Raw genomic sequence first — 12969 nt, forward strand, 5'->3', positions numbered from 1 at the left:
GACGCCGCTGCAATGGACCGCGCTAAGGCGATCCATCATCCGGCGCGCTCATGCTGAGCGTGGCCAGATGTTGCGTTCGGTCGCGATCGCTGCCATCGCGGCCATGCGTCACGGCTGGCGATGTCTGCGCGAGCGGCAACAGGCGCGTGACGAACTACGCTCTATGAGCGATTACGAATTGCGCGATATCGGCGTGGCCCGCGCCGGTATTGATGCGGTGACCCGCCACAGCAACGACGACGCGCCACAACGATCACATCAAAACTGGAGAGCCATGATGTCGAAAGCCTACTGGATTGTCCGCGTCTCGGTGCGCGACGACGGCCGTTATCCGGAATATCTCGCTGCGGCCAAGCCGGCGTTCGACAAGTTCGGCGCACGGTTCATCGTGCGCGGCGGCGCCTTCGAAACCATGGAAGGCGACGCCCGCGATCGCAATGTGGTGGTGGAATTCGCCGACCGCGCGACCGCAACCGCCTGCTACCGTAGCCCGGAATACGAAACCGCCAGATCCATCCGGCAAAAATACGCCGAGGCCGATTTCATCATCATCGACGGCGCCTGATGTCCGTTAGCGTCCCATCGCCGTCGCCGTTGCCACGCGGTCGAAAGTCTCGAGCGAGAGGATCGCATCCGCAAATTTCTCGGCGCGATTGTTCAGCACGGGGCGCGCGAGCTGCAGGAACTTCTGCTGCATGGCGGCGGCATCGGGAAACGATGTCGGCTCGCCCGATGGATCGGCATAGATGCGCTCATGCACGCCATCCTCGGTGGTGATGCTGACGCGGGCGCCGAACGGATGGCGCTTGCCTTCGAGGCGTTCGTCCTGAACCACGTCGAAGCGGTCGGCCAGCGTGTTGATCGCGCTGTCGCCGAGGCGCTTGTAGTCGTCCCAGCCGAAGCTGCCCTGATCGAGCGCGAGCGCGCCGGTGAAGAACATCGAGAACTGGCCGCCAACGATGGAGGTCGGGTGACGTTTGGTGGCGGCGTCGCCGGTCAGCGTGATGCCGTTGCGATGCAATCCGATCTCGACGCGCTTGACCTGCTCGGGCGTCAGATTGTGCTCGCGCCGCATCGCCACCAATGCGTCGATGGCGGCATGCGTGTAGCGGCAGCTCGGATAGGGCTTGATGCCGATCTTCATGGTCTCATAAACCGAGCCGAGATCGGCCACGGCCTTTTCCGGATGCGCGTTGTCGCTGTAGCCGACCAGGAGGCCATGCTTGCCCTCGACGGATTCGGTCGCGCCGATGAAGTCGTTGCGCGCTAAAGTCGCGGCGATTACGCCGTTCATGGCGGCCGCGCCGACCTGGTAGCGCTTGTTCCAGGCGCCGTTGACGAGGAACTGCAGCGAACCCGCCGCTTGGCTGCCCGACACGCCGAAGGCTGAAATCAGCTGATCCTTCGACAGGCCGAACAACTTGCCGGCTGCAGCCGCAGCACCATAGGTGCCGGCGGTGGCAGTGGGGTGGAAGCCCTTGGCATAATGCGAGGTCGGGTCGAGGGCGTTGCCCAGCCGGCAGCAGACTTCATAGCCGGCGACGATGGCTGTGAGCACCTGCTTGCCCGATGCGCCGACCATTTCGCCGACGGCGAAGGCGGCGGGTACCACGGGGGCGCTCGGATGCAGCGAGGAATCGGCATGGGTGTCGTCGAAATCGAGCGAGTGGCCGAGCGCGCCGTTGAGCAGGGCGGCCACGGCGGGTGTCCAGGTCTTGCTGTCGCCGAACACGGTGGAGTCGCCCTTGCCGTCCAGCGACAGGGCTTCCAGCATCTTCAGCAGTGAGGGGGTAGATTCAGCCTCGCTGCGGGCACGGATGGTGCTGCCGAGATAATCGAGGGTGAGAACCTTGGCGCGCTCCAGCACGTCCTGTGGAATGTCGTCGAACTTCAGGTCCGCGACATAGGCGGCAAGCGTTGCGGTCTCATTGGCCATTGTGTTTCCTCACTCTTGTTGAAATAGCCTTAGGCGGACCAAATCGGCGTTTCAAGCGGCCATGGCGACGCGTGGGGCAGCCATGCTGAAAGCGGTTCGCCGATATCCCTTTCAAGGATCAATTTGAGACATGTCCGCATCGAAGCAAATCCTCGGATTGTTAAAGCGGGCGGTTGCTTTTTTCCGGGCGCGCAAGGTCGAACTGGGGCTCGGCATCCGGGTGACGGCCGCCGCGCTTGCTGCGCTGATCGTGGCCCTGACCGTCGGGCTCAAACTGCCGCTCTGGGCCGTGCTGACCGCGATCATCGTCACCCAGATGAGCGTCGGGCGGTCGCTGAAGGCAACACGTGATTATCTGGTCGGCACGATCGGCGGCGCCATCTATGGCGGCGCGGTTGCGATCCTGATCCCGCATTCCAATGAAGGTGCGCTGCTCGCGGTGCTTGTGCTCTCCGTGGCGCCACTGGCCTTCATCGCGGCGATCAATCCGAGCCTCAATGTCGCGACCGTGACGGCCATCATCGTGCTGCTGCTGCCGATGATGAACCACAACACGCCGCTGGAATCCGCCATCGATCGTGTGCTCGAAGTCACGGTCGGTGCCGTCACAGGTCTTCTGGTGTCGTTCCTGGTGCTGCCGTCGCGGGCGCATAGCCAAGTCCGGGCCAGTTCGGCGGAAGCGCTCGATCTGATCGCAACGGCGTTGACCGAACTGCTGGCGTCATTGACGCGCGGGCGCGACAATGAGGCACTGCACCGGTTGCAGGACGGCATCGGCCATGCGCTCACCAATCTGAATGCGATCGGAGCCGAAGCCGAACGGGAGCGTGCCGCGCATTTGTCCCGCGGACCCGATACAGGTCCCTTGCTGCGTACGACGCTGCGGCTGCGGCATGACCTGGTCATGATCGGGCGGTCCACGGTGGTGCCGTTGCCATCCGCGTTGCAGGTCAGGCTGGCGGGTCCGTTGTCGCGGGTCAGCGATGCGATGACGACGTTTCTGCATTCGACCGCCGTAGCACTGCGCAGCGGCACCGGCGCGCCGGCGATCTGGCCGGTGCAGACCGCACTACAGGCTTATGCAGGAGAGGTCGGTGCGCTTCGGCAAGAGGGGCTAACGCGCGGATTACCCGGCGATGTGGCTGAGCGCTTCTTTGCGATCGGCTTTTCGCTGGAACAAATGCGACAGAATTTGAAGGATCTCGAACGTTGCGTCGCCGAATGGGCCGAGACGGATCCGGTGAGCAAGGAGCCTATTGACGCGACTTGAGCAATGCCAAGGCGTGGAGCTGCAGCTTTTCCGGGTCGCGCTCCCCGCGCGATGCTTCATCGAGAATACTGCTCGAGAGCAACTGCACGGCGTCCGATGAAATCCGCAGCGGCAATTCATCGAGGCAGCGATCCAGGGCTGTGGACATCGCAGCGACCGTCTCCGGGCCGAACGACTGGTTTCGTTGGTCGTCAGCTTGGGGCGCCAGATCGGGAGATGCGACGTCACGAATGCGGGCGGAAAGCCGCGCCGCCTCGGCGAGTACGCGGAGGTAAATCAATCCGGCCTCGCTGAGCGCCTTTTCATCGATCTGTCCTGACCGCGCCACGGCGACAATCCGCGCGGCAAGGCGGCGGCGGTTCTCGGGCGTATCCGCGGACTCGCCTTCATGCGTCACAAAGGGCTGCCAAGCGGCGTCAAACGCGTGCGCCAGCGTGACTTTCAGCTCGTCGTTCTGCGGATCGATCTCGGTAAATGGCATATGGGCTAACGGGCTGCGATGACCCAGGTTCCCCACGGCCGCCACGGCAAATTCAGCGCGTGACCTGCCGCAGCATGGAACGGACCACCATTCGGTGAAACGGCTTGATGACCGTCAGGTAGATACGTCCGAGCCAGTTATGCATCAGCACGACGGTCGTTGCCGTAACGCGCTGGCCGGTACCGTCCGCTGCGACATCGACCACGACGCGAAAATCGAGATGATTGTCATTGAATCCCGCGATCAGACGCTGCGGCGTCTCGCTGAGCACAGGGAAAAAGCCGACCTTGTCGACATTGGCGTGACGCGCAGAGTGCGCCGTCTTCAGCCCGAAGGGCGCAACGATCAGATCCCGCAGCCGCATCAGGGCGTCCACCCAGGGCGGAGAGTGGCTGAGCATGCGGGTGGCGGCGTCGCGGGCGGTCAGGTCCGTCGTTTCGGTCGTGATACTGAAGGCGTCGGCGAATTGTGCGCCGGCCAGCAGGCTCTTGGTGTCGATCGTTGGGTGAACCATGGAGATGGTCATAGGACCTCCGTAGACTCAAGGAACGGCGCCGCACGCCGTTGGTTACGCCGCTCTGCAGCATAACATGTCTTTGCAGCCGGCACCGGATACTCCCTAAGATCACGGAAAAATCAGGCAAAGATCTACTTAGACAAGACCTGGTCAGGGAGGATTTGGGATGGCTTGGTTCAGGCTTGCTCCGCTCTGTCTGGTGCTGATCGCGCCGCTGTGCGCATCCGCGCAGGATTATCCCACCCGCCCCATCACGCTCGTTGTGCCATTCGCTGCCGGCGGCAGTTCCGATGTCAATGCACGGCTGATTGCCGAACAGATGAGCCGGCATCTCGGTCAGCCCATCGTGATCGAAAATATCGGCGGTGCGGGCGGGGCCGTGGCGCTGGCTCGCGTCGCGCAGGCCCCGCCTGACGGCTACACCATCGTGCAGGGCAATAGCGGCACCAATACTGCGGTCTACCTGTTCACACCCGATGTGAAATTCGCGCCGTCGGATTTTGCGGGCATCGGCATGTTCAACAAGAGTTCGGCTATGGTTGCCATCCGGCGCAATTTTCCGGCCGACAATCTCGCGCAATTCATCGCGCATGCGAAACAGAATCCCGGCCGTCTCAATATCGGCCACTCCGGTGTGGGCTCGCAGAACTATCTGTTCTGCAAGGCTTTCGTTCAGGCTGCGGGCATCGATGTCACGCTGGTCGGCTATCGCGGCGGCGGTCCGGCCCTGAATGATCTGATAGGTGGGCAGATCGATGGCATCTGCGATTCCTCGGCGTCGGTGACGCCGGCCATCCAGAGCGGTCTCATTCGCGCGATTGCGCTGGCATCCAGAACGCGGCTGCCGCATCTGCCTGACGTTCCGACCGCCAGCGAGGCGGGGTTGCCGCAATTTGAAATATCCGGCTGGTATGCGCTGTTCGCGCCGAAGGGCACGCCTGCGCCGATCATCGGGAAGCTCAATGCCGCGATGCGCGCTGCCGTTGCCAATCCCGATTATCAGAAACGGCTCGACGATCTCGGCTCGATGCCCGCTGCAGATGCCGAAATGGCGCCGGCCTACCTCGCGGCTTTCGTGCCGCAGGAGATCGAACGTTTTCGAAAGATGCTGGGCGACAGCAAGTGATCTAAGGCCGAACCACCTATGCAACGGTATAGTATGGCCGTCATCGCTTTCGTGTTATAAGAGTTTCAGTGCGGCTGTCGGTGGGGGAATAACTTGGCTTACGATCGTTCGACCGTTGAAGCGGTGATCCAGCATTATTTCGACGGCCTCTACGAGGCTGATGCCGACAAGCTTGGCGCGATCTTTCATCCGACCGCGGATCTGCGCTGGGTCGAGAATGGCGAGCTGAAAGTGCTGACTATGCCGGACTGGATGGCCATGGTTCGTACGCGGACCTCGGGCAAGGTCGATGGCAAGACCCGCGATGACCTCATTGTCACCATTGATCGCTCCGACGACAAGACAGCCTTCATCAAGGTGCGCTGCCAGCTGCCGCCGCGTTACTTCACCGATTACCTGATCGCGATGAAGCTGGCCGATGGCTGGCAGATCGTCTCGAAATCCTATCGCTACGACGTGAAGGACTAACAGGCGCAGGCATCCTGTCTGCGCCTGTAGAAGAGACGCGCCAGGTTCGGTTGCGCGACATTGGTTGTAAGTATCAAAAATTGCGATTGATCCCGGTCGGAATCCGTTCGCGGGCTTGACCTAAGTCAATCGCTGTGGCGGCGGAGTGAGCTAGTCATGATGGTGTGAGGATGCTCTGTGCCGATCGGGCGCTGCGCGTCCTGCCTGACGAGCCGCCGCGAGACGAGCAGGGGATGACCGGATGATCGCGCAATTGACCAAATCGGAGCGGCAGCTCGCGCTCATCATCCTGCTGGCTCTCACGATTTGCGGCCTCGCGATGGCGATCGCCGGCCGCCAGGACCCGCTCGGCGTCCATGGTGCGATTGTCATGCTGGCGGGGATCGCCGGCATCTTCGGTGTCATTTATGTCTATTACGAGCCAGAGCCGGACGAGGCCCGGCTGGCGCTATATTACGATGACCCTACCAAATTGGCGATCATCCTGGCGATGATCTGGGCCGTGATCGGCATGTTCATCGGCGACTGGGTTGCTTGGCAGCTGGTGTTTCCCAATCTGACGTTCGATGCCGGCTGGTCGAGCTTTGGCCGTATCCGTCCTGCGCATACCAGCGCGGTGATCTTCGGCTTCGGCGGCAATGGGCTGATTGGCACCTCACTCTATGTGCTCCAGCGCACCTCGCGCGCGCGGTTGCCGGATCAGATCAGCCCGTGGTTCGTGCTGCTCGGTTACAATCTGTTCTGCGTGCTCGCCGCCACCGGCTATCTGATGGGTGTCACCCAGTCGAAGGAATATGCCGAGCCGGAATGGTATGCCGACCTTCTGCTGGAAATCGTCTGGATCGTCTATTTCGTCATCTATATGCGGACGCTGGCGCGGCGGAAGGAGCCACATATCTACGTCGCCAACTGGTACTACATGGCCTTCATCCTGGTGGTGGCGATTCTGCATACCGTCAATAATCTGGCGATGCCGGTCTCGTTCGGTCACGCCAAGAGCTATTCGGCCTTTTCCGGCGTGCAGGATGCGATGACCCAATGGTGGTACGGCCACAACGCCGTCGCTTTCTTTCTCACCTCCGGCTTCCTCGGCATGATGTATTACTATCTGCCGGTGCGCGCGGGTCGGCCGATCTATTCCTACCGGATGTCGATCATCTCGTTCTGGGGCATCACCTTCATGTATATGTGGGTGGGCTCCCATCACCTGCATTACACGGCGCTGCCGCAATGGGTGCAGACACTCGGCATGACTTTCTCGCTGATGCTGCTGATTCCGTCCTGGGGCTCCGCCGGCAACGCTCTGCTGACGCTGAACGGCGCCTGGTACAAGGTGCGCGACGATGCGACGCTGCGTTTCATGATGGTGGCTGCGGTGTTCTACGGCCTCACCACGTTCGAGGGATCGTTCATGGCGATCCGTTCGGTGAATTCGCTGTCGCATTACACCGACTGGACCGTCGGCCACGTCCATGCCGGCGCGCTCGGCTGGGTGGCGATGATCACTTTCGGTTCGATCTATGCGTCGGTGCCGTGGCTGTGGAAGCGCGAGCGGATGTATTCGCCGGCGCTCGTCGAATGGCACTTCTGGCTCGCTGTCGCCGGCCTCTTCACATACGTCTTCGCGATGTGGAATTCAGGCATCATCCAGGGCTTGATGTGGCGCACCTATAACAGCAGCGGCACGCTGTCTTATTCCTTTATCGAGACAGTGATCGCGATGAAGCCCTATTACGTTGCGCGCGCGGTCGGCGGGTTCTTCTTCTTCGCTGGTGCGGTGATCGGTCTCTACAACATCGTCATGACTATCCGCACTGCTGATCAGCCGGCCGATGAACGCGCCGCAGATCGTCCGGCGGCACAGCCCGCTGGCGTGCCTGCGCTGCAGCCGGGAGAATAGCGATGGGTTTGTTCGGCCTGCACTACAAGCTCGAACGCAAGACGATGAGTCTTGCCATCGGTATCATCATTGCCGCTAGCATCGGCGGCCTCATCGAGATCGTGCCGCTGTTCACGATCCATCAGACGGTGGAAGATGCACCGGATATGCGCGTCTATACGCCGCTCGAAATCGCCGGCCGCAACATCTACATCCGCGAAGGCTGCTACGCCTGTCATTCGCAGATGATCCGCACATTGCGCGACGAGGTCGAGCGTTACGGGCCATATTCGCTCGCGGTCGAATCCAAATACGACCATCCGATGCTGTGGGGCTCGAAGCGTACCGGACCGGATATCGCGCGCCTCGGCGGCAAATATTCCGACGAATGGCACGTCAAGCATCTGATCAATCCACGCGACGTGGTGCCGGAATCGGTGATGCCGTCTTATGCCTATCTCACGCGGGCGAAGGCGCGGATCGACGATCTCGGCCTGCATCTGGCCGCGCTGCGCAAGGTCGGCGTGCCCTATACGGATGAGATGATCGCCAACGCATCCAACGATGCCTATGGCCAGACCACGCCGGATACGCCTTTCGCAGAAGGTGTCACCAAGCGCTATGGCGAGGCGACCAATGTGCGCGCCTTCGATGGCCAGCCCGGCGAGCCCACCGAGATGGATGCGCTGGTCGCTTACTTGCAGATCTTGGGCAAGCTGACTGATGCGGCTCACAAGGCCAAAACGGCTGCGGCGGGAGAGTGACGATGGAGCACGAGGCCACCGTCTGGTTCGCGAAGTCCTTCGGGCTGTTCTATCTGATCGCCATGTCTGTTGGCGTGGTGGTCTATGCCTATTGGCCGAAGAACAAAAAGTCGTTCGACTCTGCGGCGCAGTCGATCCTTGATCCTTCCGTTGAGGACAAGCCATACGAGGCGAAGCGATGGCAGTAGAGGAACGCGACCCCGTCTCCGGTTATCTCACCACCGGTCACGAATGGAATGGCATCAAGGAACTGAACACGCCGGTGCCGCGTGCGGTGGTCTTCTTCCTCTGGGCGACCTTTCTCTATTCGGTCGTGTACTGGATCCTGATGCCGGCCTGGCCGCTCGGCGTGACCTATACCAAGGGCCTGCTCGGGATCGACCAGCGCAACGTCGTGGCCAAGCAGATCAAGGACGCGGCCTCGGACCGCGCCAAGTGGAGCAAGCTGATCGAGACCGAAAGCTTCGAAGCTATCCAGGCCGATCCGAAGTTGATGAAGATCGTGCGGCAGACCGGCGCAACTTTGTTCGGCGATAATTGTGCGGCCTGTCATGGCCGCACCGCCGAGGGCGGCAACGGCTTTCCAACGCTGGTGTCGCAGGCCTTCCTGTGGGGCGGCACGCCCGATGCGATCGCCGAGACGATCCGCGTTGGCATCAATTCGCCGCACAAGGACTCGCGGACCTCGCAGATGCCGGCCTTCGGCCGTGACGGGATGTTGAAGCGCGAGCAGATCGACGATGTCGTCGACTATGTCCGCAGCCTGTCGAATCCCGCGGTGGCCAAGGCGATCGCGCCCGCGAAGCTCGCCAGCGGCAAGGCGGTGTTCACCGACAATTGCGTCGCCTGCCACGGCGAGAACGCGACCGGCAATATCGAACTTGGTGCGCCGAACCTGCGTGACAATTTCTGGATCTATAGCGGTGACACCCAGTCGGTCTTCACGACTGTCTGGGGTGGCCGGCAAGGTCATATGCCGAGCTGGGATTCGCGACTGTCGGCGCTCGATCGCAAGATCCTCGCGCTCTATCTCGTCAACCTCAGGGCTGCCGGGCCATGAATGTAGCAGCGATGAAGCACGTCAACGCGAAGGTCTGGGTCTGGATGGCGATTGCTGCCGGTCTGCTACTGGTGCTGATGGCCAATGCGCACATGGTCTATGTGGCGTTCTCGTCGCAGCCCGACTGTATCGATCACGTCAAGCGCGGCGCCAGTGTCGCGGAAGCCGGCCAATTCAGTGCGGCGTCCTCGTCATGCACGCCGCGTCATTGAGATTGCGAGGTCGAAGATGACTCTTCCAGCCGTTGCCCCTCCGCTGCCGCCCTCGGTGTCGTGGAATCGCCATGTCGCGCCATCCGTCGCCTTTGACTGGCTCAAAGCCGGCTGGCGCGATCTGACAATTATCCCGTCGGTGAGCCTCAGCTATGGCGTGCTGGTTTTCGCGGTCTCGGTCGTCCTGGTCGGCGGGTTGTTCGCCTTTGGCTGGGACTACATCCTGTTTCCGGCCTTTGCCGGCTTCATGGTGGTCGGGCCGGTACTCGCCATCGGACTCTATGAGAAGAGTCGCCGGATCGCCGCCCATGAGCGTGTCTCGCTGTTGCAGATGATTCTCGTCCGGCCGAAGTCGGGCGGGCAGTTGCTATTCGCGGGCCTCTTGTTGTGCTCGCTGATGTTGGTCTGGATCCGCGCCGCGGTGATCATCTACGCGCTGTTTTTCGGCATGAACCCGTTTCCCGGCCTCGATGGCGTCGCTTCCATGCTGTTCACCACACCCATCGGGTGGGCGATGCTGATCGCCGGCACCGCGGTCGGCGGCATCTTCGCGGCATTCTCGTTTGCGATCAGCGTGTTCGCCATTCCCATGCTGCTCAACGAGCGCGTCGATGCGCTCACCGCCATGGGCACGAGCATGGGGATGGTCTGGGCCAATCTGCCGGTCATGCTGACCTGGGCGGGAATCGCGCTGGCTTTGTTCTTGATCAATGTCATGACCGGCCTGCTCGGTATGATCGTCGTGTTTCCCGTGCTCGGTCACGGGACATGGCACGCCTATGTGGCGATGAAGCCGGGTGTCGAGGTGCCCGGCCCGAACTGAGAAGCGAGGTCTCCGATGAGTTGCTGTGGCTCAGGAGCAGAATTGGCCATACTGGCGGCGCCGGATCCGCGCGAAGTCCTGCTGGTCAGCCGTACCATTGCCGGCGGTTTGAGGCAGACCGATCTCTCGGTGCCGGACGTTCACTGCGGCGCCTGTATCCGCACGGTCGAACAAGCGCTTGGTGCGCTTGACGGCGTAACATGGGCGCGGGTGAATCTCTCGACCAAGCGCGTCACCATCAAATGGCGCGCCGATGCCGCACCGCCGCCTTTCATCGAAACGCTGCGCAAAGTCAGCTATGAAGCGCATCTGTTCGAGGTCGACGGCGATGCCACGGATACGACGCTGTCGGAACTGATCCGTGCGCTCGCGGTATCGGGCTTTGCGGCCAGCAACATCATGTTGCTATCGGTCTCGGTGTGGTCCGGTGCCGAGCCCGCGACGCGCGATCTGTTCCACGGTATCTCTGCGCTGATCGCGCTGCCGACGCTGATCTATTCCGGCCGGGTATTCTTTCGCTCGGCCTGGCAGGCACTGCGTCACGGTCGCACCAATATGGATGTGCCAATCTCGCTCGGCGTGTTGCTGGCCTTCGGCATGAGCCTGTATGAGACTGCGATCCATGGTCCGCATGCCTATTTCGATGCGTCGGTGTCGCTACTGTTCTTCCTGCTGATCGGCCGCACCCTCGATCACATGATGCGCGAGCGCGCGCGTGTCGCGGTGAAGGGGCTCGCACGCCTGGCGGCGCGCGGTGCGCTGGTTCTGCAGAGTGACGGTGCGCAGATCTATCTGCCGGTCGGTGAAATCACTGTGGGTATGACCATCATGCTTGCTGCCGGCGAGCGCGTGCCGGTCGATTCGCAGGTGACCAAGGGTCTGTCGGAACTCGATGTCTCGCTGGTCACCGGTGAGAGCGTGCCGCAGCCGGCACTGCCGGGTTCAGTGCTGCGCGCGGGTACGCTGAATCTCACAGGGCCTCTGATCATCACGGCGACAGCCTCGGCCAACGAGTCGTTCCTCGCGGAAATGCTGCGGATGATGGAAGCCGCAGAGCAGGGCCGTTCGGTCTATCGCCGCATCGCCGATCGTGCGGCCGGGCTTTATGCGCCGGTGGTGCATCTCACCGCGGCTATCACGCTGGTCGGCTGGCTCATCGTGTCGGGCGACGTGCATCGCGCGATCACCATTGCGGTGGCGGTGCTAATCATCACCTGTCCCTGCGCGCTTGGCCTCGCGGTGCCGATGGTGCAGGTGGTTGCTGCGCGGCGGCTGTTTGAGAGCGGCATCATGATCAAGGATGGCGGGGCGCTGGAGCGTCTCGCCGAGATCGATACTGTGGTGTTCGACAAAACGGGGACGCTAACGCTCGGCAATCCCCGTGTCGTCAATGCGGAAACGATCGCGCCCGCAACGCTGGCGCTGGCCAGCGCGGTCGCCGCATATTCGCGGCATCCCTATTCGCGTGCGCTCGCCGCGGCCGTTCCGACGGTGCAGGCCTCGATTGCGCTCGATGATGTCTCCGAACATCCGGGCTGCGGCATGGAAGCGCGTCTCGGCGGCAGCGTGCTGCGCCTCGGGCGGCCGGAATGGGCCCTCACCGATACCAGCGGTATGGATCTCGATGGCTCTTCCGTCGTGTTGTCGCGCGATGGACAATGCGTGGCGGATTTCCGCTTCGAGGATCGGTTGCGTGCGGGCGCGGCTGAAACGGTCGGCGCATTGAAGCGCGACGGACTGTCAGTCGAGGTTGTCTCGGGCGATCGCGAGACGCCGGTGCGGACACTCGCTGCAGGCATGGGCGTGCCATATTTCGCCGGCGTGCTGCCGGGCGGCAAGGCGGCGCATGTGGCCGAGCTGGCATCCGCCGGCAAGAAGGTGCTGATGGTTGGCGACGGTCTCAACGACACGCCGGCGCTGATGGCCGCGCATGCGTCGATGGCGCCGGCATCGGCTGCCGATGTCGGGCGCAACGCGGCAGATCTCGTCTTCTTGCGCGAGGACCTGTCCGCGGTGTCTCAGGCAATCGCGGTCTCGCGCGAGGCCGGGCATCTCGTGCGGCAGAATCTCGCTCTGGCAGTCGGCTACAATCTCATTGCGGTGCCGATCGCGATCATGGGTCACGTCACGCCGCTAGTTGCCGCGATTGCGATGTCCGGTTCGTCCATCGTTGTGGTGGCCAACGCGCTGCGGCTGCGTGGCCGCGGCAAGTCCGACAAGTCTCAGGGCGCGAGCGCATCAACGCCGCGAATGGCGGTCAGAATGGAGCCGGCGGAATGACAGACTATTTCTATCTGATTCCGATCGCCATCGGGCTTGGCCTGTGCGGCCTCGCGGCGTTCCTGTGGTCGCTGAAATCAGGCCAGTATGACGATCTGCAGGGCGCCGCCGAACGCATCCTGCATCAGGATGATGTGCCGCTGTCGCATTAGC

General features: G+C 62.3%; 15 protein-coding genes and 1 pseudogene. 13 read left to right on the forward strand and 3 right to left on the reverse strand.

Annotation, left to right across the window (positions count from 1 at the left end; genetic code table 11):
- Positions 1-103 precede the first annotated feature (103 nt).
- Positions 104-193: pseudogene (locus LPB73_RS26525) on the forward strand (DUF1127 domain-containing protein); the annotation flags it as partial.
- Between the two features lie 84 nt (positions 194-277).
- Positions 278-565: a DUF1330 domain-containing protein gene (locus tag LPB73_RS26530; protein ID WP_231081257.1), complete on the forward strand. Its 288-nt coding sequence runs from the start codon at positions 278-280 to the stop codon at positions 563-565.
- Positions 566-571: 6 nt separating this feature from the next.
- Here the strand turns inward: LPB73_RS26530 and LPB73_RS26535 are convergent, their stop codons facing one another.
- A complete protein-coding gene (locus tag LPB73_RS26535) occupies positions 572-1936 on the reverse strand; it encodes an MmgE/PrpD family protein (protein WP_231078720.1) in 1365 nt (454 codons plus the stop codon).
- Positions 1937-2066: 130 nt separating this feature from the next.
- On the opposite strand from LPB73_RS26535, the gene LPB73_RS26540 reads away from it, so the two are divergent.
- Positions 2067-3206, forward strand: a complete 1140-nt coding sequence (locus tag LPB73_RS26540) for an FUSC family protein (RefSeq protein ID WP_231078721.1) — start codon at positions 2067-2069, stop codon at positions 3204-3206.
- Here the strand turns inward: LPB73_RS26540 and LPB73_RS26545 are convergent.
- Together LPB73_RS26545 and LPB73_RS26550 are read right to left on the reverse strand one after the other, a co-directional pair.
- On the reverse strand, positions 3190-3732 hold the full coding sequence (locus tag LPB73_RS26545) for a hypothetical protein (protein WP_210269350.1): 543 nt from the start codon (positions 3730-3732) through the stop codon (positions 3190-3192). The two genes, LPB73_RS26540 and LPB73_RS26545, sit on opposite strands and share 17 nt — an antisense overlap.
- Positions 3733-3739: 7 nt before the next feature.
- Positions 3740-4213 (reverse strand): DUF2867 domain-containing protein, encoded by a 474-nt coding sequence (locus LPB73_RS26550; RefSeq protein WP_231078722.1) that lies wholly within the window; start codon positions 4211-4213, stop codon positions 3740-3742.
- Between the two features lie 157 nt (positions 4214-4370).
- Between LPB73_RS26550 and LPB73_RS26555 the strand changes: the two genes are divergently transcribed.
- The 10 genes from LPB73_RS26555 (at position 4371) to ccoS (ending at position 12968) form a co-directional block, all read left to right on the forward strand.
- On the forward strand, positions 4371-5330 hold the full coding sequence (locus tag LPB73_RS26555; RefSeq protein ID WP_175369242.1) for a tripartite tricarboxylate transporter substrate-binding protein: 960 nt from the start codon (positions 4371-4373) through the stop codon (positions 5328-5330).
- Between the two features lie 93 nt (positions 5331-5423).
- Positions 5424-5798 carry a nuclear transport factor 2 family protein gene (locus LPB73_RS26560; RefSeq protein ID WP_068729987.1) on the forward strand — a complete coding sequence of 125 codons (375 nt, stop codon included), beginning with the start codon at positions 5424-5426 and terminating at the stop codon, positions 5796-5798.
- 241 nt (positions 5799-6039) lie between these two features.
- Positions 6040-7698, forward strand: a complete 1659-nt coding sequence (gene ccoN / locus LPB73_RS26565) for a cytochrome-c oxidase, cbb3-type subunit I (protein ID WP_231078723.1) — start codon at positions 6040-6042, stop codon at positions 7696-7698.
- A 2-nt stretch (positions 7699-7700) separates the two neighbouring features.
- On the forward strand, positions 7701-8441 hold the full coding sequence (gene ccoO, locus LPB73_RS26570) for a cytochrome-c oxidase, cbb3-type subunit II (RefSeq protein WP_231078724.1): 741 nt from the start codon (positions 7701-7703) through the stop codon (positions 8439-8441).
- 2 nt (positions 8442-8443) lie between these two features.
- Positions 8444-8629 carry a cbb3-type cytochrome oxidase subunit 3 gene (locus LPB73_RS26575; RefSeq protein WP_374725588.1) on the forward strand — a complete coding sequence of 62 codons (186 nt, stop codon included), beginning with the start codon at positions 8444-8446 and terminating at the stop codon, positions 8627-8629.
- Positions 8620-9501 (forward strand): cytochrome-c oxidase, cbb3-type subunit III, encoded by an 882-nt coding sequence (gene ccoP, locus LPB73_RS26580; RefSeq protein WP_231078725.1) that lies wholly within the window; start codon positions 8620-8622, stop codon positions 9499-9501. Before LPB73_RS26575 ends, ccoP begins: the two co-directional genes overlap by 10 nt.
- Positions 9498-9713 carry a hypothetical protein gene (locus LPB73_RS26585; protein WP_231078726.1) on the forward strand — a complete coding sequence of 72 codons (216 nt, stop codon included), beginning with the start codon at positions 9498-9500 and terminating at the stop codon, positions 9711-9713. Before ccoP ends, LPB73_RS26585 begins: the two co-directional genes overlap by 4 nt.
- A 16-nt stretch (positions 9714-9729) precedes the next feature.
- Complete coding sequence (locus LPB73_RS26590; RefSeq protein WP_231078727.1) at positions 9730-10536, forward strand: DUF2189 domain-containing protein; 807 nt, start codon at positions 9730-9732, stop codon at positions 10534-10536.
- A 15-nt stretch (positions 10537-10551) separates the two neighbouring features.
- A complete protein-coding gene (locus tag LPB73_RS26595; RefSeq protein WP_231078728.1) occupies positions 10552-12816 on the forward strand; it encodes a cation-translocating P-type ATPase in 2265 nt (754 codons plus the stop codon).
- Entirely contained in the window at positions 12813-12968 is a 156-nt protein-coding gene (gene ccoS / locus LPB73_RS26600) for a cbb3-type cytochrome oxidase assembly protein CcoS (RefSeq protein ID WP_089263381.1), read from the forward strand. Before LPB73_RS26595 ends, ccoS begins: the two co-directional genes overlap by 4 nt.
- Position 12969: the final 1 nt, after the last annotated feature.

Origin of the sequence: Tardiphaga sp. 37S4, assembly GCF_021044645.1 — a bacterium.
In the GTDB taxonomy this organism is placed as follows: domain Bacteria; phylum Pseudomonadota; class Alphaproteobacteria; order Rhizobiales; family Xanthobacteraceae; genus Tardiphaga; species Tardiphaga robiniae.